This window comes from Rhodocytophaga aerolata (assembly GCF_030503435.1).
Taxonomy (GTDB): domain Bacteria; phylum Bacteroidota; class Bacteroidia; order Cytophagales; family 172606-1; genus Rhodocytophaga; species Rhodocytophaga aerolata.
This window is the reverse complement of record NZ_JAUKPO010000027.1, coordinates 21,436-41,097: the sequence shown is the minus strand read 5'-3', so window position 1 is coordinate 41,097 and position 19,662 is coordinate 21,436. Positions and strand designations below refer to the sequence as shown.

The following is a 19,662-nucleotide window of genomic DNA, read 5'->3' as shown; positions in this document are numbered from 1 at the left end:
GATGATTTCCGTAAAATTGAAAGAATGGTTAGATGTCAAATTCTACATCTTCTATTGTGTTTTCTGCCATAAGCTGTGTTCTCAACTGTGACATTTTTTTATTGTCAATCAAGGTTATCTCTTCCAGAAGTGCAGATGGGGAAACAATGGCTTTACCAGCTAACGCTATAAAATTTTCAGCAAGCTGAGTAACGTAGTCTTTGCTGTAAATATTTGTGTTATATTCTACTTCTAGTACAAATGATTCTTTTTGTTCAACAATTAAAAAAGAGAAATCAAACTTAGAAGTGGCTGTCGCATTTTCATATTTTAAAGTCAAGCCGGGAATAGCCTGGTTATTGAAAAAGTCAATATTCTGAACAACGAATAAGGTATCGATTAACGGTATTTTCTTATCATTTCCGCTTAATCCCAGTTTAGCGATTAACAGTTCGAATGGATACTCCTGATAGTCAAAAGCCTCCAATACCATGTTCTTTATATTTTTCACAAACTGGTTAAAAGATATTTCTGCAGGAATGGTAGCTCTTAAGGCAAGTGTATTTACAAACATTCCCATCATTTGCTGTACTTCCTCTTTCCTCCTGTTAGCTACTGCCGTTCCTACTACTATGTCTTGCTGATTGGTATATTTGGAAAGTAGTAAATAATAGATGGAGAGCAATAATTGATAGATGGAAGCATCCATTGTAAACGCATAACTCTTTAGCCGGGCAGATAACTCTTTATCTATGGTAAACGACAGTCTTTCGCCTGAAAAGTTTTGGATCTCTGGTTTAGCTTCTACAGGCATTCTGAGTTTAGGAATATCTTTGTAGATAGTCAGCCAATACATCTCATGCTCATGAAAATACTCACTTTTTGAATAGTGACTATTTTCCCATTCTGCATAGTCTTTGTATTGCAGCAAAAGCTCTGGCAACGTTTCCTGATTCAATAGCCGGATAAACTCATTGATCAATATGCCCATAGACGTTCCATCCGCAATGATATGGTGGGTATCAAATACCACTGCTACGCCGCCCTGGGCAATTTCAAAATAACACACATTTAGAATTGGTGCTAGCTTCAGATCAAAAGGACGAACTACTCTTTTGGCTTTCTGTGATAGTTCATGGAGGTTTATTATGCCTCCGTCTAATAAGTTGACTGTTACTTCTGGCAAAACTTGCTGTACTATCTCATCAAACTGAATATCAAACCTAGTACGCAAGACGTCATGCCGGTTAGACAAGGTCTTAAGAGCTGATACCACCGTGTCTTTCGTGACTTTTTCTTCAAATTGCAATACAATTGACACATTATAGCTTATATCCACCTTGTCGGTACTATTCATGATGTACATCCTTTTCTGCGCAGCAGAAGTGGCGTAGTACTTTTTAGTTGGTGCGGGCACGATAGCTTCATAAGCAGACTTGCGGCCCGTTTTTATAAGGTCATGAATTTGGGTAATATGTGGTTTTTTATAGATGTCCGATACAGATAACTCTACGTTAAATTCTTTATTAATTAAAGCAGAAAGTCTAGCAGCTTTAAGAGAATGGCCGCCCATGAGAAAGAAATTGTCAGATCCATCTAAGTGCTGTATACCCAGCATTTCTTTACAGATATCCAATACTCTGCCTAAGGTGTCTTTTAATGTTTCTGGGGAATCTATCGAGAGAGAATCATGGATTTCAAAAGGAGAGGGTAGTGCTTTTTTATCAATTTTTCCATTTTGAGTCATCTTAAATTCAGGTACCTGAATAAACCATTGAGGCACCATAAACGCAGGTAGTTTTTCCAATAATTTTCCTCGTAGATGCTCTCCCAAGATTTGCTCAGAGCTGATGAAATAGGCACACACGAATTTTTCGCCTTCGTGCTCAAATACACATACATGTGCGTTGTTGATAGTGGCTATTTGCAACAGGGTATGTTCTATGGCCCCTAGTTCTATCCGATGTCCTAATATTTTAACCTGATCGTCTTTTCTTCCAAAGATAATTAGGTTTCCATCTTCACTTCTTTTTACAATATCACCTGCTCGGTATACGCGCTCTCCTAATTTTTTTGTCTCATGAAGAAATGCTTTTTGAGTAAGTTCGGGTTTGTTGATATACCCCTTCGCAAGGCCTATTCCTCCTATATAGAGTTCACCTGTTTCCCCCTCTTTTACTGGATCTAAGTCTTCATTGAGAATATAGAATCTAATATTAGGGATTGCTTTTCCAATAGGAATATACTTTCCATATTCCTGATCGGGTATTACCTGATAGAGACAAACACACACAGAAGCTTCCGTAGGCCCGTAAGCATTGAAATAACTTTTCTTCTGACTATAATAAAGCGCATCAGCCATATTACATGCTTCTCCTGCCGTAACAATCGTTTTGACTGTTTTAAAATCAGGACGGTCAAGGGAGTTAAGAAAGACAGGCGGAAGCAATAAGAAGGTTACTTCTTTCCTGTCTATATACGCTAAAAATTGCTTTTTATTTAAGATGGTGTCTTTATCAATAATTACTAGAGTAGACCCGGATAGCAGGGCAATAAAAATTTCATAGACAGATGCATCAAACGAAATGGAGGCAAACTGTAGTACGCGTTCGTTCAAGCCCAGCCCATAGGTAAAAATCTGATACAGGCACATATTGATAAATCCGGCATGCTCAACCATCACTCCTTTTGGATTTCCTGTTGTGCCGGATGTATAAATCAGATAAGCTAAGCTATGTGCATCTGTATGAGAGGAAGTAGCATCTTCCAGTTGGCCTTGTTGTTCTTCAATGTTGAGTTCATTAACCTCCGGATGGTTGCCTAAATAAGTAGAAGAAGTAATTAAATATTTTACATTACTGTCTTCCAACATATACTTAATTCGTACAGCAGGATAGGTAGGATCTATGGGTAGATAAGCAGCGCCAGCTTTCATAATAGCAAGGATAGCAACAATAAGGTTGATCCCTTTATCTAACTTTACGGCTATTATTTCACTTTTTTCTATGCCATTTTCAAGTAGGCACCTGGCAACAAAATTGGCTTTTTCATTTAATAATTTGTAAGTAATAGCTTGCTGCTGATGAACGATTGCTTCTGCATCTGGATATTCTAAGGCAATGGCCTCAAAAATAGAATGGATGCGCTCATTCTTGGCAATAGTCAATAGCTGATCACCTGTCACCTGAGCAGGTGACAACTTGTTAATAATTTTCACTGTTACTAATTAAAATAAGTTAGTTCGGGTAAGATTTCCTAGGTAAAGAAATGCTCCACCTGAACCAAGGCGTTGGAAAAATGATGAAGGGAACTACCGCATGCTTACTTTATGACAGCCATTTTTTGGCCTCTTCTAAGTTTGTGAAATTTTGTATCTCAATTTGCTGGTTCTTTACGGTAACTGTTGTGATCATATTCTTTGCAGAAGCTTGCCCAAAAACATCTTCTGGCATAATCACTGCCTGCTTCTTGTAGCAACCAGCGGTTACGGCTTTAGACAGCCATTCAGTACCTGCCCATTCTTGATCTTTTACGGCAACCACTTTCATTTCTCTGATATCAGAAATCCAATTTTTGATCTTGTACTTTTGGGTTATCTCTAAAGATTTATCTAGCGCTTCTCTATATTTCTGGCTAGGTATAAACCCTTTCCATGTCAATAATATAGCAGTAGAATTGTTTACTAATTCCACTATTACAAATTCATTTTTAAACTGGATCATAGCTAAAGAAGATAATTTTAATTTTGTTTTGTGTACAACGATAAACTTATGTTAATGAGAATTTTTAGAGGATTATTTGCTTATACTGGCATAGAAAGCATCGTTTAGAGGAATTATTTCAATAAAGGTTTTCATACTTTCCCTTAAAGATTAAAATAAGTCAGTATATGATAAAATCACAATTTCGATCCCCTTGAGCTAATGTATTCGCTTTGGATGAGATGTAATATTTTTTAAATATTTACAAGAAAAGCGGAGGAGATATGTTCCTGTCGCTTCCGGCTATCAGAGGTAATAGCCTTTGTAATTGATTTTATTACTTATAAATCAGTATAGGTATATTTTATTTTGCTTTTTTGCGAGCTTTTACTTACATATGCTCTTAAGTAGGATTAGTGTAAAATACATATCTGAAAGACATGAGAACTTAATCAAACTCTATTATACTGACTCATTCAGTAAAAGAAACTCCAAACTATGGTATTAAATCGTTTAAAGGTTCCCTCCAAAATTTTTTAGGCATCCCAAAATTTAAAGTCGAACGAGATGGAGAAATATCACGGTGATAGGGTTTAGTTGTTGAGTAGTTTCATTAGCCACCGTTTATTAGCGCATAAGGTAAAAAATTTAATATTGATCAAACATTTTTTTGAATAGGCTTCCTTCAAAAGTGCATTATAAAATGCCGTATCTTAAAAGATCCAAATGGTAAGTTTGTCTAAAGATGATTTAGTAAATGTCTGTTTTAGTTTTATACACTGATTATAGTTATTGCATGTATGAAAGCCTTTTAGAAACCTATACTAATTTTTTAACCCAAAAGATCAAAGATCAGGTTTCTACATATAGAAGATGGCAGGATCGGCAGGCTTTCGTGCTAGGAAAATTACTAATATGGGAAGGATTGAAGTATCATCGATATGAAGAAGATTGCTTATCAAAACTTCAGCTAAATCACTACGGAAAGGCTTATATAGACTCTAGTGTTTTCTTTAACCTTTCCCATTCTGGACAGTACGTCATTTGTGCTTTTTATAAAGAGGAAATAGGAATTGATATTGAGAAAATTGAGCAGGTAGACTTAGATGATTTCAAAACAATTTTCTCCGAGCAGGAAATGAATCAATTAAGGGTATCTCTTGATCCGCTAACTGACTTTTTCAGGCTTTGGACAGTAAAAGAAAGTGTTATCAAAGCAGAAGGGAAAGGATTGTCACTACCATTACAATTAATTAATGCCTCTAAGTTTGGAACTGTACGAGTTGAAAAAAAAACATGGTATGTTAAAGAAATTAATCTTTTTCAAAACTATTGTTGTGCAATAGCTACTTTGTCTGAACCCTCTTCTTTTTTTTTCGAAAAGGTAAATTTTGAGATTATCAATGAAAGGGGTCGTCCTTTTACTTAAAACTTTTATTCCCAAAGTTAACAACTTTAATTTAGAAGTGATACCCTTATTCGCAATTCTTGTGCTAGTTCTACAAGATCGCTTCGGGTGTTGCCCAGTTTAACAGCCATAAGCTTGAACTACTTATCACACTTCTTTCTTGGCTTTGACATATTCGCTAAGTTATAGTTTGTAACTTAACTTAGTCTCCAAGCAAATGTAGAACTTCCACCCTGTACTTGCAACAAAAAAATGGACAGGAAGTTAAGCTTGTCGGTTTCCGGTTTTCATACAGATGAGCTAAGGAAGTTTACTTCCCTCATACATTTAGATTTGTAAAAAGTGGTTATATTAACTTCCCCTTTCTTGAGACTCTTCAATGTGGCAGGGAGGGGAAGCAGGTCTAAAATAAAGATATTTTTAATAAATGGGCAATGAAATAGCAGTTAGGATTTATTGTTATCAGGCATTCAACGCTACTCTTTGCCTGCAAACAAACTCACTAACTCATCTGCTTTCTGCTTATCATCGCTTTGTATCACATACAATACGGCCCCATTAGGTACGCTTCTTAAGGTAGTACGTGTACTTGCTGATACTCATTAATCCATCCCTTTTTCAAAGCCAACCGTAAATCTTCTGCATGCAGTTCTAACAAGGCGACCGGTTTATTAGTATATCTTTTCACAAAATCCACTTCTTCCTTAATCAATAAGTTTTCTGTTTCCTGTAACGGGGCCATTTTCCGCAGCGATTGCCCAAGGCTGTAGCACCAGGCAATTTGGCGTTTAATGAAGCGTTCCCGGAAATAGTCTACATCTGAAGAATGGTAGGGATCATCGACAAACGTCAGTACATGCCTGGCCAGGGTCCGGGAATCGTTTACAATGGCTCCCCACAACATGCGGGCTTCCCACCAGCGGTCGTAGGCCTGATTAGAGCGAAAGGCAAGCAAGAGTGAGAGAATCGTACCCATAATGGCAGGCACAGAAATAGGAATGGAGATTCTGGTTACATGAAAGGTATTGTAGACGATGGCTACGAGAATGGAGTAGATACCAATTACGATAATCTCTGTTTTAATTTTTCCCAGTATGTATTTAACCGGAATATTTTCCTTTAACAACATAAGTTTGCTTATTAATGTTTTTGATTGTACTTGCTGGCATACTTGCTAAGCAGGCTTAGTTAGTTGAGTGAAAGCTGATAGGACATGTTTCTTACCCAGCGGAACTGTCTGACTTCTTTTGGTTTTTTCTTTGCAGCCAGCATCCATACTTCTCTCCCACTTTTGGCAATAAGCTTGGCCGGATCGCAGCTCTCTTTGCATAGTTGCTTAAATGTGTAAAGCTGTGGATAAACGATTAAATCAATTTTCAGGCCTTCCAGGTAGTTTTTAAAAACAGCTACCGTATTGCCATAAAAACATTCCACTTTGATAGAATTAATCCTTTCGCTGTACTCTTTTTCCAGTCTTTTGCATTCATTCCAGAACTGATCGCTGATATAGCTATATTCTTTGCGCCGGCGGGAAAGCAGCATCAGGTCTACAATAGAACTAGATACTATGAACACATGTACAAACACAATAGTAATCCGCTCCGACTTAAAGGATTGAACTACATCTTCTACACAATCCAACGATTGCAAGGTAAAGTCACTTGGTATCAATATATTCTTCATAGACATTTGTTTTTTATTGGAACTGATACAAAGCTAGGAGCCACTTATTAAGAACTTTTTAAAAAGAGATTAGAATCTGATTAGAAAATGATCTAAAGAATTATGCTGATGAAGTAGCTGTTAACAGATAGTCAATCATCTTAGTGTAGGATCGACTTTTTACTGTTCACTAGCGTTTCACTCTATTATGGGATTATTACTTTTATATTTAGCTATTGCTTTATTTTTCTCCTTTCTATGCTCTTTACTCGAAGCCTCCCTGTTGAGTATCACCCCATCGTATGTCAGTATTATCAATCAGCAGAATCCAATTTTGGGCAAGGATCTACAAGGTTTTAAAGACAATATTGACAGGCCCTTGGCCGCCATACTCACGCTAAACACATTTGCCCATACCATAGGTGCTGCCGGTGTAGGAGCGCAGGCACAGCTCATCTGGGGAGAAGAGTATCTTACCCTGATTTCCGTTCTTCTGACCATTGTTATCCTCATCCTTACAGAGATCATCCCCAAAACCCTTGGAGCTAATTATTGGCGGCAGCTTACTCCCTTTACCGTGCGCGTGTTAAAAATTATGATTTATGCCCTGTATCCCATTATTCTCCTATCACAGTTTATTACTAAACGATTAAAGCAGGAGAAGGATAAAAGTGTTCTTAGCCGGGCCGATTTTACAGCGATGGCTGAGATCAGTATGCAAGAAGGTGTGCTGCACAAAGATGAATCCCGGGTGATCAATAATGTATTGCGCTTGAATAAAGTGTTCGTCAAACATATTATGACGCCCCGGACTGTGATTAAAGCGGCTCCGGAATCGCAGCTAATCCGTGATTTTTACGCCGATTCAGGCAACTTGCGTTACTCCAGGATTCCGCTTTTTGAAGGCAACCTTGATCACATTAGTGGCTACGTTTTAAAAGATGAAGTCTTGCAACGTATGATCAGCCATGAAGGCAACCTGGCCCTTGCCAGCATTAAACGGCCCATCCTAATATTTGGAAATAGTATGCCCATACCGGCTTTATTTACTGCCCTGATGGAACATAAAGAACATATAGCTTTGGTAGTGGATGAATATGGAGGTACGGCAGGGATCATCACGGTGGAAGATATTATAGAGACCTTACTGGGCCTTGAAATTACGGATGAATATGATGATGTGGCCGATTTACAAAAATGGGCCCGGGAGAAATGGCAACAGCGGGCCAGACGCTTAGGCATTCTGGGGGAGGAGTCAGGCCAACCCTAAACCAGCGGTAAATGCATAAGTTATGAGTGCTAGACTCGTTTATAGGGAGTGCTTTACAGGTAGTAAAATATATTATTGGATCAGTCACTACCATGTTAACTTTTATTTAATTGCAAGCTGATTTTGTCTGTGCCTAACTGTATATGGAAATACCTAAATTAATCCAACCCTTGGACTGGAAACGCATCTGGCTGTCAGATGAATTGCCGATCGCTTTTCTGCTTGAAGTAGCTTTTCGAAGTACGCTCATGTATGTGCTTATTGTCTTAACTCTTCGCATTACAGGTAAAAGGGGCGTCAAGCAGCTATCCCTATTTGAATTGACAATTATCCTTTCCCTAGGTTCTGCTGCAGGAGATGCTATGTTTTATCATGATGTTGCTCTTTTGCATGTGCTAATGGTATTCGGCATTGTGATTCTTCTATACCTGGGCTTTAACCGTCTTACGGAACAAAGCCCCCGGGCCGAACGGTGGTTAGAAGGACATGCCTCTTGCATTATTGAAGAGGGTATACTAAATATTGATGCATTCAACAAAGAGAATTTAACATTTCAGGAATTGTTTGGTGAAATGCGTCAACAGCATGTAGAGCATTTAGGGCAGGTAAAAAAACTTTATCTGGAGGCTACCGGAGAAATCAGTGTATTCTTTTATGAAAAAGAACAAGTCAAGCCAGGTATGCCCATTTTCCCCGAAATTATCTCAAAGCCCTTTCAAACCATTGTGAAGACAGGAGAATATGCCTGCAATAAATGTGGTAAATGCCAAAAACTATTACCTGGCAATTTGCACAAATGTTCTAATTGCCAAAATCATCAATGGTTGAATGCCTGCACTGCTATACGTACCACTTAATTAAATGGATAGTAGATTTTTAGGTAACAAACCGCTGAGCATTATTTTGTAGCAAAATATACATACAAGGGTAGCAAACATTCTTACAATCATTAACTGATAATAAGAAAATTTATGGTTTAGAAACTCGAAAGGGGGCATTTCTTTAACTATACTTGACTTCCGTATTTAGTGAAGAATTTATTTTCTGCTTCAACACTACCAATCAGGATGATCTCTGCCTGTGCGGGCAGGACCATGCTTGGTTCAGGATTGATTTGTAAGCTCTCTCCCTCCCGGATAGCAATCAGGGTACAACCGGTTTCCTTTCTGATCGATGATTGGGCAATTGTATAACCGGCTAACTGTGTTGGCACCTTTACCTTTAATAAATTCAGCCCTTCAGCAACCATCACAATGTCACTGCGCTTAAGCAGGTTAAAGATGGTGTTTGCTCCCATAGAGGCATAGGAAAGTACAAAATCTGCCCCTGCCCGGTGCATGGTTGCCAAATTACGCTCTAAGGTCGCACGAGTGATGATTTGAATATCCGCTCGTAACAGGCGACAGTAGATGGTCAGGTACACGTTCATATCATCATCATGGGTAGTAATAATCACGCAGGGTGCCTGCTCGATGCCGGCTTGCTTGAGTATGTCCAAGTGAGCTGCATTGCCCAAGATATACTGCCTATCCTCTTTTACCCTTTCCGCTGCTTTCTCTACAATACGATAGTCTAGCTTGCGCACTGCCAACGCCCTGGCTGTGGCCCGCCCCACCCGCCCGCCTCCGATGATGATTACCGGATGGTTCATCTCTTTGCTAATCTTAAAGGTTTGGTTGTATTTTTCTATCTGTTCATCTGACCCGGCAAGTACCAGTACCATCGTAGGCGTTAGGCGTGTGTCTGGCTGGGCTGCATTAAAATTTCCCCGATCCCACACACCTACCACACTTACTCCTACCTGCTCTCTCAGCTTTGTCTCCCGTAGCGAGCGTCCGATTAGGGGAGTGCCTGCTACGGCTGCTTCAGCTATCTGCAGCTGGCCAAACCTGCCAATGGTATGCGAGCAGGCATCGCCTCCAGAGGCTCTACGGGCCAGAAACAGACCCATCATCTCACTCAGCCGTATCACATGGGTGCTCCCGGCTAAGGTTAATATATCCTGAGAAGCCTCAAAACTACAGGTAGAGATGATGGGCACGCTACTGCTTACCCCATGGACTGTAAAAGCCACATAGGTATTGATTACGTCAGAGGCAGTGGTAGCTACAAGTGCAGCCTTCTCGACCTGTACGCGGCTATAGGTCTGAGGGTCATCCAAGTCTCCTAGCATGACTTGTATGCCTAATTCATGTAAGCGCAAACCTTCAGTCAAATCCGCTACCAGCACGACATACGGGTAATTAAACTGATTGAGTTTTTTTATCAACGCCTCACTCACCGGGCCATAGCGGGTCAGCACCACATGCCCACGTGTGCTCTTGGGCAGCTCTCGGGGTACGCGGGCATTTTCCTGGGCTTTCATCCAGGGAGCATAGAAAAAATTGATAAAGGTAAAGGGGAACAAGATCAGCAGGAAGACCATTCCTGATAAGAGCACCAGGATAGAAAAGAAGCGGCCGGCATCGCTATGAAAGGTGATATCGCCAAAACCTAAGGTAGACATAACCGTCAGCGTCCAGTAAAAGCCGGTAATCCACGAATAGCTTCTCCCCTCACCAAGCATGAGCAGGTGAAACACTAAAGTAAAGCCCACCACCATTCCCAGCAGCACAGTCAGAAATTTAAATAGCAGCCTCAGGTTACGGCGGTCAGGCTTGCTGCGCAGAAAAAGAATAAGCTGGGTTGGGAGAAACTTCATAGGCTATCATCCTTAACGTAAAAAGCGGCATATGGTATCAATAGATGACAAGCCAAGTAAGAAAACAAAAGGAAAAAACGTATGTTGAAAATTGAATTTATTTCATGGGGCAATAATTTGCTGGAGGGAGATTTTGAGTTTAGGTTTTTTTCCACCTATTTTCTGCCATCGGTGACTAATATAATACCCCCAATGAAAATCTTAACGGAAGATACCTAGGATAAATACATCAGAGAGGCTACTACAAATATATGTGAGAAGTAATGAAAAGTTTTTTAACTACTAATGTATCTAAAACAAGTTGTGGCCTTTATCTACGTATAGTTGGCAAGAAGTGAATAATTTCTTATATCATCTTTTGCTATATGGCTGATAATTTATACCTTATCTACTAAATTAGCATCCTATAGCTTTCCTGTTTTGAGTCTACGAGCAATAGTCTATCATGAGCAATGAACGTCTAAAAATGAATGCAGAACGCTTAGAAACTCAAGAACTCTTCGATCAAGAGCAATTGCGTTTAAGCTTTTTTGCTAATATTTCTCATGAGTTTAAAACACCGCTTACCCTAATACTTGCCCCCCTCGAAACCCTTCTAGCAACTGCTCAGCCAGAGAGCAAAGAGCATCTTCTTTATCTGATGATGCAGCAGAATGCCCGCCGGTTGCTTAACTTGATCAATCAGCTGCTAGAACTTTCCAAGCTGGAAGCCGGCAGCTTAAAACTTGAACCTACACCAGGAGAAGTCATGGGACTGCTCCGCTCACTTGCTGCTACTTTTGCCCCACTGGCAGAAAACCGCCGGATAGATTTTCAATGCCGATTGCCGGAAGTAGAATGGATAGCCCTTTTTGATAGTGATAAAGTGGAAAAGATTGTCGTTAACCTGCTTTCTAATGCCTGTAAATTCACTCCTGATGGAGGAACAATCCTTTTAGAAGTAAGCGTAAGTAATGTAGAGAAAAATGAGCAAACAGATACAACTTTAATTATTGAGGTTACTGACAATGGGATTGGTATAGAAGAGGATCAGCTAGCCAACATATTTGACCGCTTCTACCAGGGAAACCATTTCCCTATCCGTGAAAGAGAAAGCAGCGGTATTGGCCTTGCATTAACAAAAGAGCTGGTCGAACTGCATGGAGGGAGCATAGAGGTAGATAGCAAGTCAGGTCAGGGGACTTGCTTTTGTGTTCGATTACCCCTAAAAACGGCTATTGAGCCTCTATCTTCAACCCGCAATCCTGATTTTTTCCTAAGAAGCTTTACCAATGCTTTAGCTGCCGGACAGCCGGAAAACAGTACGAGCTCCTGGAGGGAAATCTTTCAACCTCCTGCCCCAAATGCGTTAGTAGTAGGTGATAAACCCCTCCTGTTGATTGTAGAAGACAATAAGGAACTATCTGCTTTCATTGCTTTACACTTTCACTCAGCTTACAAAGTTTTAGAGGTATCCAATGGCATGCTTGGGTGGCAGAAAGCGCTGGAGACTATTCCTGACATTATTATTTCTGATTTGATGATGCCCGAGATGGATGGGATCGAGCTGAGCCGAATGCTGAAAGCCGATGAGCGCACCTCTCATATTCCTATAATTCTGTTAACGGCAAAAACCGCCCAGCAAAGCAAAATAGAAGGTTTGCAATCAGGTGCAGATGATTACTTAACCAAGCCCTTCAGCACAGCTGAGCTACAACTACGGGTAACTAATCTGGTGGAGGGGCGCAAACGGCTCCGGGAGCGATACAGCCGGCAAATCAGCCTGCAGCCTGCACAACTAGCTGTTACCCCCGCCGATGAAAAGTTTCTCAAACGTGTCATTGCCATTATTATTGATCACATTGATGAGGTTGATTTTACAGCTGAATCTTTCGAGAGAGAAGTAGGCATGAGCCATGTGCAATTGTACCGTAAAATGAAATCATTGACCAACCAGGCACCAGGTGAATTTCTGCGCAACTACCGGCTGCAACAAGCCGCCATGTTATTAAAAGCAAAGCATGGGAATGTTACCGAAGTAGCTTATACCGTGGGCTTTACCAGCCTTGCCTATTTTACCCGTTGTTTCAAGGAACTCTATGGACTAACTCCTTCCGAATACATAGCTGATTAAAACCTGTTGGCTGATTCCGGCCGCTTAAGCATCTACTAGTATTTGTTGCATAGGGAAGGCAACTTGCCTGCAAATACAAGTTAATTACACTAGTAGCTAAGCGTATTTACTCAGTCTGCGTAAATACGCTTGATTTGGTTAAAAACACTTTTGATGGCCAGTTAGCTAACTTCCTTATTCAGAACAGCTAATAAGTAGGGTTGGCGCCACAAGACGTAGAACTTTGTAGTTAATGAAGCAGCGCAATAAACCAGAGACGGAACTATTGTGCAAAAAAATGGAACTATTGTGCAAAGAGAGATTCCTTTTTTGGAATACTTTTGATTAGTAGCTGAAAGATACCAGAAGCGTAGTGATAAATACATGGATACCTCTTCAGTGAATCAATTGCCTAGTACGCTTAGAAGTAAAATGAACATACAGCATTTCTAACTTAACTACCTAAAATGATGACCAAAATAATCCACTGCCGAGATGTCGGTTTTGATTGCGATGGGGTGATCCGCGCAAATACGGAAGAAGAGGCCTTACAAATGGCTGCTGAGCACGCTAAGACAGTACATGGAATGGAAAGAGTATCCCCGGAAGTGGTGCAGAAACTCAAGTCTATTATAAGAGAGGAGTCGGCTAAGACGATATAAAGAGAATAGACTATAACCATTAGTTTAACTCCACCTACAAAATAGCCGGTTAGTTTTGATAGTTACCCTTTCCCTATCCGGGAGATCAGACAGGTTTATTAAATTTTTTAACCCACAGGATACTTTTCAAGTGGATGTTCACTTTTAACCATACTATTCTCTTTATGTATGTAAAAGTCATTGTTGCATGTAGCCATTTATTGGTAGCAGAAGCAGTTACAGAATGGATTAAAGGAATCAAAGCTGTAGAGAAAATCGCCTATGCTACTAGCTTTGAAGACACTATTAGCTATCTGACAAAAGAAACCTACCAGGTCATGCTTATAGATACAGCTATGCCTGATGCAGAGCAAATGGCTCTATACTTTAACGAGCATTTTCCCACAGTCCATCAGATATTATTGCTACAAAAGGACATATGCCAAGGAAATCAGTTGATAGGAATGGATAGGGTAACATACCTGTATCCAAGACAAGGAAAAGGTGAGTTAGCACAACTAATTGTACAAGTAGCGATTAGTAAAATGAGCGAGCTTAGGGCACTAACTGTTACAAATAATTTTCATCCGAAGGCCGCAGAAAAGCAGTATAATTCTGTTGAGGATGAAAATTATCTGTCAAACCTTAGCAGAAGGGAAAAGGAGATTTTAGCCATGATAACTCAAGCGTTCGCCTCCGAACAGATAGCTGATAGTCTCTTTATTAGTGTAAAGACTGTACAAACTCATCGCCGTAATATGATGAGAAAGCTTGGGGTACATAATCATGTTGGCCTTCTCAGGTATGCTTTACAACAGGGATTACTCTAAGCTATAATGGTATAAATTTTTTACTATTTTCTCCCCTTTTGTCCACTTTCCTTTGACTATATACACCTGCAGGTTCATCTTATCTGCTTTACTCACTCCTAACTAATCCTCATAGTATACATACTAAAGTAGAAGTACAGAGCATCTTCATATCCTGGAAGATGGCTATCAAAAATAGGCCTACCCAGTTGATTTTCTACTCAAATAGAGGTGTACAAGCAAACCTGATGTCGAGCCATCGTCAGGTTTGCATGCTTGTCATGAATTTAGAGATGTGCTTAAAGCTCATCCGCTAGTAATGCAGAGTATAAGCAGAAAGGCAAATTGCTCTCGATAATGAAGTGGCTGAAAATTTCTTTAGAACCCTAAAAACTGAATTGATCCATCAGATGGAAGTCAAACCGGTGGCAATGGCCAAAATTAAAATTTTTGAGTTCATGAATTGACCATTCTCGGTCAATAATCTGGTACAATGGAAAGAGAATACACGCTTCTCTCGGATATTTGACACCTAATGAATATGCTATACAAGTAAACCAGCATCGAAACGCAGCTTCACTTTTTGTCCAGTTTTTTGTTGCAAGTTCAGATGCGGTCTACTCCCTTATGAGAGATTTTTTCAATACTTACTTTGCAATTCATTGTTTGAACATAGTTTAGCCCAGGGCATGTGTGCGCCTGGACATTTGCCTCCATGAATCCACTTTCTACCCCTTCAGGTAAATAAAGGCACTACGATGAAAGGATATGGACAACAGATATAAGTTATGCTTGCAACCATTCACTATCGGAATAAAGGTCAAGTAATCAAATTATAACTACCAGCTGAAGGTCATAGGTTGGAAAGCAGCTTTTGAACAGATAAGGAGATGTCAACTGAATGCTTCGTTTAAAGATCTATAGCTGATAAAAAACAGGTAGATGCTTGCTCTCTTATAATATAGTATTGAAAGTACTATGTAAGCATCTCCCTTTTGTACTCAAGTAGGGATATTGACGCATGCTCCCTTTCAGCCCCATTGCCTAAAACAGTAAGAATAGGTTCTTTTTCCCCGGTCAGTATTTTGATTATCATAAATTCCTGTCCATTTGATCCCAAACTCTGAATTTTCAATATACCAATAGTATTCTATTACGCCAGTAGTCGAATCCATTGACTGGCTCCTTCTGCCCAATAAATTTGGAATAGAAATCCTGTTTTCTGGTAGTGGTCTGTTTTGAATCGTAAAGAAAATAATGGTTTTATATCCCGATTTGGCTCTCTACCCTTACAGCACTTAGCAAATGTAGTTAGTAGAAAAATAAGTCATTTTTTTAAGTTAATAGCGAAAAGCCCAAAAACACTCCTTTTCGATTTTAAAAAAATTCTCAAAAAAATCTCTGCATTTTGGGTACTGCAAATTTTAAAAACTAAAAACCGTCTAATTTGCGAAATTAGGCGGTTTTTGAAGAGCCCCCAGTCGGAATCGAACCAACGACCTACTGATTACAAGTATAGCGCCTGTCTGCTGTCAATCAGACACTTATGATATACAGGTCTCAAATAGGTCCCGAAAAATAATTTTGAAAACATCCTTTTTACCTATTTTCGCTAGGAAAAATGAATGACTTAAGGAGGCTAAAGAAGCTATTTGTACCAGTAGAGCCTGTTGAAAGATAGCTCCCTGTCCACTGCTGTTTTTGCATCACTTATCCAACTTTATCTGGCTTTATGCTACAATAAGGGGATCCAAAGACTGATGCGGCCATTGATAGCTATAGTAGGTAAATTATTGATCAATGCCTGCTCGGAGTTCTCTCCCACAGCTGAAGAACAGACTGGTTATCAATAAAGCAAGGAAATATTTTTTCATAATTCTATCCTAATAAAGCACAACACAAATTTCATGCTGGGTTAAGACTACCTCATGAACCCCCATATGATAGTTTAATACAACAATATGCTCAAGCTGGCTAAAGAACTTAACGATTAAGTCCAACCTCATCTCTGAAGGTAGATTCATTAGGAATATTGGCAACTACACAAATCAAGGCTGCTTCGCCTGAGGCATGCTCTTAGATGATTTATTTATCTTTTTATTGAGAACCTCTAATTCTTGAGTAAGTCTATCGTTAAGGTTATTATTTTTCTCTGTTAAAGATTTGATTTCAGTTTTCAAATCTTTAAGAACTTTCATACTGTATTGGAGATTTTTTGATATCTCAATATTATCTTTCTCAAGTTCTGATATTTCGCTATTTAGCTTATTTATTTCTTTATTTTGTTCATCTGTTGTGTGTGAATGTAATCCGTTGCTATCAATGGTAATTACCCGGTTTTTCATCCATGGTAGAGAAATTTTCAATTCATAAAGTGCAATTAACAAAGCAATTAGCAATAAGAAAGTAAGTGTGAAAGTTGTAAAAACAGATATGGCAATTTTTACTTTGCTATTATTAGGCTTTTGAATATCTTGAAAGTTTATAGTTTGTGATTTTGGAATATTCTTCGTTTGTTCTGAATCAACATTTATTCCAAAACTATTAGTATTTTTCGCTGTATTACTTTCCTGGTTATCATTTTGTACTTTTGTAAAATCTTCTTTTTCTGTATTAACATTTATTTCAAGACCAATAGGATTACTCTCAGAATCATTCGACTCCTTGTTATTTTTTGGTTTTGGACTAACGTTCAATCTTGTGTTACTAAGGTCATTAAGTTTATTTACCGTACTATCTGCTTCATTGATGTTTTGTGGTTCTAGATTATTCTTTTTTTCTGAATTAACAGGTTTTTTAGGACTATTAGAATTATCTACAGGTTTACTAATCTCTCTATTAGAAGAAATAACAAAATCATCAGGATTAATTTCTTTTAAATCTGCAGCAGAATAATACTTAAACCCATCTGGCAAACTTGATTCTTGTTTGAGAAAAATAAAATCTATTTCTCCATTTACACTTTTGAGATTAAGATTGTCAGCAGAATCATTAATTAAAACGCCTCGTTGAAAGATGAAGTTACGTTTGTAGGGATCTAACTCTTTTAAAAATTCATATGGAGATGAGCTAATTAATGCAGCTTTAACTTTTTTGGGAGAATTATATGATTTTTCTTGAAATGCATGCTGAATGGAGGGGAAAGCAATAGGTATATCATGATTTATTTTTTCTTGATTAGATATAGCCCAAATCCTGTTATTGTAACCAACTATACCAGATGTAGTAATTTCCTTTACAAAATATTTTCTTATTGACAAGGGATCAAAATTAATAGACGCAAATGACTTTTGGTCTATTAAAAAAACATGAAAAGATGTTTTAAACCGTAATTTAGGATCAGAAGTAGGATAATTCCTAAAATACAAAAAGGAATTAAAATCTTGAGAGAATCTTATTATTTCATACTGCTTACCATTTGAACTTTCTTCAAGTTGAACAACCAATAAATTTTTTAATATTTGTTGAGTTCCTAAATGGTTTACTGATTTATTACTGAAAATAATTCTTCCATCGTTATGTTTATCATTTGGTATAGCTCCGTAAAAAAAGTGATTTAGCGTCATAACATATGTACTAGCTAAGCAATTGCTATTTTTAGCACTGTTAGAATAATTATTACTACACTTCCAATGACAAACAATAGATTTTTATTATCTTTTTTTATCCAATTTAGAAACTTAATAAAAATATTTGAATCTCGTACTTCATCTATAGTTGATGTCCCATTAGAATGCTCATTTCCTGGTACAGATCTTCTTTCTCTATGAATTAATGCAAGATAGCGATGATAATCTTGAAAGATATTGTAGAGGCCTGTAATTGTATATTTTTTTATCGCTTCCCCGTTTCCATTATATGACATACTATTAATTGTATATGGTATACTTGTTATATATAGATTGAAAGGAAGTAATTCATTATCACCAAATTTAATATTGTATAATATATCTCTAAGTTGTTCTAAACAGTAACCCAATAGCAGATTAAATTCCTCTAAATCCTTGTTTTCATTGTATGAGGTTATACTATTTTTAAAGGCTTTCCACTCTGAATCAGTATCTCCTTTTTTATTTCTAAATTGTTCAAAATAATTATATTGTTCTTGTGTATTTATTATTCTTCTATTTGATGGGAGTAATATTCCATATTCATCGAATCTTGAAAAGATGATAGAAATAAAATTAATATTTTCGCCTTTTCTTACGATATCTAAAAAATTATTGACATTTTGGCTAAATATTATTTTTGATTTCTCGCCATTTTTCTCAATGATAAATTCAGGCGAAATCATTAAAAGTAAGTGATTAGTTTCTTTTAGCTTAGTAATGAGATCTAAACTATCTGGATCTTCTATATTGATAATTTTCTCAGTAAGACTACCTTTGCTATCAATCAGGTCATAATAGCATTCCAATCTTCCAATATTATATCTGAAAAGACCCTCTTTCACAACCGGCAATGGAGTAGCCTCACCTTCTAGTATTTCTACATCGCCACCTTCACTCATATTAGTCAGACCATAGCCTGCAAGTCCTCCTCCCGTTGTCATTAAACTTTTTAAAGAACGTATCATATGGGTCTTACCGTTGCGTTGTGGTCCTATTACATACGCTTGAATCGATTTTTCTTTAATTTTGGAATAATCGTTTAAATCTATAGAAAAAGATTCTGCGATATTATCGTATATATCGTATTCATCTATCTTCTCATTTGAAGCTTTGTTATATATAAATAAGCTCTCGCCATTTTCTTTATATCTGGTTGCAAAATTTAATAAGGGGTGCTGTTCAAGGAGAGAAATCTTTTTTCTAGGATCAATAAAGAATTTTAAATAGTTAAGCAAGTCTTTTCTTTTGTCTTCTCTGAAACCCAGTTCATCTACTACTTCTTTGATTTCTTTTCCTTCTTCTTCATCAATTATCGATTTGACTTCTTTTTTTATTGTATCGAATAAAAAATATCTTCTATAGTTGGCTTCATCTAAAATGACCTTCATAAGTTCATAAAAGGCTAAAGGCCTTGAGACCCAAGTTATGATTTTATCAGCTTGGCAAGATTTATTCCATGAATTATAGAGTTCATTGATTATATCAATTAAACTAATTTCATATTGCCCATTGGAAGCATAAAAATGTTTGGAATACTTAGTATCTAAATCTAATAACTCATTCCTATATCTATCAACAATCACATAATTAGTAAAACTTACAATTGCTAAAGACCATTTATTACTTTTATTTGAAATTTCAGCTTCACATTTGTCTAGTATTTGCATCAAATTATCTCTAGATAACTGTGAGTTTTTAAGCATCTTTTTCCAATTCTCAAATTCAGACTTCGGAAATATTAGGCCGACCTCATTAAGAAGGTTTTTTTCTAAATTATTCATATTTATA

The 19,662-nt window shown here is 37.8% G+C and carries 14 protein-coding genes; 7 read left to right on the top strand and 7 right to left on the bottom strand.

Annotated elements, in window-relative coordinates; all coding sequences use genetic code 11:
* Positions 1-28: 28 nt before the first annotated feature.
* Together Q0590_RS28360 and Q0590_RS28355 are read right to left on the bottom strand one after the other, a co-directional pair.
* Positions 29-3,196: a non-ribosomal peptide synthetase gene (locus Q0590_RS28360; RefSeq protein WP_302041027.1), complete on the bottom strand. Its 3,168-nt coding sequence runs from the start codon at positions 3,194-3,196 to the stop codon at positions 29-31.
* 109 nt (positions 3,197-3,305) lie between these two features.
* Positions 3,306-3,701 carry a hypothetical protein gene (locus Q0590_RS28355; protein WP_302041026.1) on the bottom strand — a complete coding sequence of 132 codons (396 nt, stop codon included), beginning with the start codon at positions 3,699-3,701 and terminating at the stop codon, positions 3,306-3,308.
* A 736-nt stretch (positions 3,702-4,437) separates the two neighbouring features.
* Here Q0590_RS28355 and Q0590_RS28350 point away from each other — a divergent pair.
* Entirely contained in the window at positions 4,438-5,109 is a 672-nt protein-coding gene (locus tag Q0590_RS28350; protein ID WP_302041025.1) for a 4'-phosphopantetheinyl transferase family protein, read from the top strand.
* A gap of 550 nt (positions 5,110-5,659) precedes the next feature.
* Here the strand turns inward: Q0590_RS28350 and Q0590_RS28345 are convergent.
* Positions 5,660-6,217 carry a bestrophin family protein gene (locus tag Q0590_RS28345; protein WP_302041024.1) on the bottom strand — a complete coding sequence of 186 codons (558 nt, stop codon included), beginning with the start codon at positions 6,215-6,217 and terminating at the stop codon, positions 5,660-5,662.
* 59 nt (positions 6,218-6,276) lie between these two features.
* Positions 6,277-6,771: a hypothetical protein gene (locus tag Q0590_RS28340; protein ID WP_302041023.1), complete on the bottom strand. Its 495-nt coding sequence runs from the start codon at positions 6,769-6,771 to the stop codon at positions 6,277-6,279.
* A gap of 187 nt (positions 6,772-6,958) precedes the next feature.
* Here Q0590_RS28340 and Q0590_RS28335 point away from each other — a divergent pair, with 187 nt between their 5' ends.
* Both Q0590_RS28335 and Q0590_RS28330 read left to right on the top strand, forming a co-directional pair.
* Positions 6,959-8,020, top strand: coding sequence for a CNNM domain-containing protein (locus Q0590_RS28335; RefSeq protein WP_302041022.1), 1,062 nt, complete (start codon positions 6,959-6,961; stop codon positions 8,018-8,020).
* Positions 8,021-8,163: 143 nt separating this feature from the next.
* Positions 8,164-8,877 carry a DUF421 domain-containing protein gene (locus Q0590_RS28330; RefSeq protein WP_302041021.1) on the top strand — a complete coding sequence of 238 codons (714 nt, stop codon included), beginning with the start codon at positions 8,164-8,166 and terminating at the stop codon, positions 8,875-8,877.
* 149 nt (positions 8,878-9,026) lie between these two features.
* Here the strand turns inward: Q0590_RS28330 and Q0590_RS28325 are convergent, their stop codons facing one another.
* On the bottom strand, positions 9,027-10,721 hold the full coding sequence (locus tag Q0590_RS28325; RefSeq protein WP_302041020.1) for a potassium channel family protein: 1,695 nt from the start codon (positions 10,719-10,721) through the stop codon (positions 9,027-9,029).
* A gap of 445 nt (positions 10,722-11,166) precedes the next feature.
* On the opposite strand from Q0590_RS28325, the gene Q0590_RS28320 reads away from it, so the two are divergent.
* From Q0590_RS28320 to Q0590_RS37630, 4 genes are all read left to right on the top strand, one after another.
* On the top strand, positions 11,167-12,834 hold the full coding sequence (locus Q0590_RS28320; protein ID WP_302041019.1) for a hybrid sensor histidine kinase/response regulator transcription factor: 1,668 nt from the start codon (positions 11,167-11,169) through the stop codon (positions 12,832-12,834).
* A 446-nt stretch (positions 12,835-13,280) separates the two neighbouring features.
* Positions 13,281-13,475: a DUF1059 domain-containing protein gene (locus Q0590_RS28315; protein WP_366970533.1), complete on the top strand. Its 195-nt coding sequence runs from the start codon at positions 13,281-13,283 to the stop codon at positions 13,473-13,475.
* A gap of 164 nt (positions 13,476-13,639) precedes the next feature.
* On the top strand, positions 13,640-14,284 hold the full coding sequence (locus Q0590_RS28310) for a helix-turn-helix transcriptional regulator (RefSeq protein ID WP_302041018.1): 645 nt from the start codon (positions 13,640-13,642) through the stop codon (positions 14,282-14,284).
* Positions 14,285-14,625: 341 nt separating this feature from the next.
* The gene (locus tag Q0590_RS37630; protein WP_366970532.1) at positions 14,626-14,730 is read left to right on the top strand and encodes an IS3 family transposase; all 105 of its coding nucleotides are present in this window, start codon (positions 14,626-14,628) and stop codon (positions 14,728-14,730) included.
* Between the two features lie 1,581 nt (positions 14,731-16,311).
* Here the strand turns inward: Q0590_RS37630 and Q0590_RS28305 are convergent.
* Entirely contained in the window at positions 16,312-17,829 is a 1,518-nt protein-coding gene (locus Q0590_RS28305) for a hypothetical protein (RefSeq protein WP_302041017.1), read from the bottom strand.
* 14 nt (positions 17,830-17,843) lie between these two features.
* A complete protein-coding gene (locus Q0590_RS28300) occupies positions 17,844-19,655 on the bottom strand; it encodes a hypothetical protein (RefSeq protein WP_302041016.1) in 1,812 nt (603 codons plus the stop codon).
* Positions 19,656-19,662: the final 7 nt, after the last annotated feature.

Excerpts from the sequence above, each read along its gene's own strand:
- Q0590_RS28355 (WP_302041026.1), bottom strand. The coding sequence starts at position 3,701 with ATGATCCAGTTTAAAAATGAATTTGTAATAGTGGAATTAGTAAACAAT.
- Q0590_RS28350 (WP_302041025.1), top strand. The coding sequence starts at position 4,438 with ATGTCTGTTTTAGTTTTATACACTGATTATAGTTATTGCATGTATGAA.
- Q0590_RS28345 (WP_302041024.1), bottom strand. The coding sequence starts at position 6,217 with ATGTTGTTAAAGGAAAATATTCCGGTTAAATACATACTGGGAAAAATT.
- Q0590_RS28340 (WP_302041023.1), bottom strand. The coding sequence starts at position 6,771 with ATGAAGAATATATTGATACCAAGTGACTTTACCTTGCAATCGTTGGAT.
- Q0590_RS28335 (WP_302041022.1), top strand. The coding sequence starts at position 6,959 with ATGGGATTATTACTTTTATATTTAGCTATTGCTTTATTTTTCTCCTTT.
- Q0590_RS28330 (WP_302041021.1), top strand. The coding sequence starts at position 8,164 with ATGGAAATACCTAAATTAATCCAACCCTTGGACTGGAAACGCATCTGG.
- Q0590_RS28325 (WP_302041020.1), bottom strand. The coding sequence starts at position 10,721 with ATGAAGTTTCTCCCAACCCAGCTTATTCTTTTTCTGCGCAGCAAGCCT.
- Q0590_RS28320 (WP_302041019.1), top strand. The coding sequence starts at position 11,167 with ATGAGCAATGAACGTCTAAAAATGAATGCAGAACGCTTAGAAACTCAA.
- Q0590_RS28315 (WP_366970533.1), top strand. The coding sequence starts at position 13,281 with ATGATGACCAAAATAATCCACTGCCGAGATGTCGGTTTTGATTGCGAT.
- Q0590_RS28310 (WP_302041018.1), top strand. The coding sequence starts at position 13,640 with ATGTATGTAAAAGTCATTGTTGCATGTAGCCATTTATTGGTAGCAGAA.
- Q0590_RS28305 (WP_302041017.1), bottom strand. The coding sequence starts at position 17,829 with ATGACGCTAAATCACTTTTTTTACGGAGCTATACCAAATGATAAACAT.
- Q0590_RS28300 (WP_302041016.1), bottom strand. The coding sequence starts at position 19,655 with ATGAATAATTTAGAAAAAAACCTTCTTAATGAGGTCGGCCTAATATTT.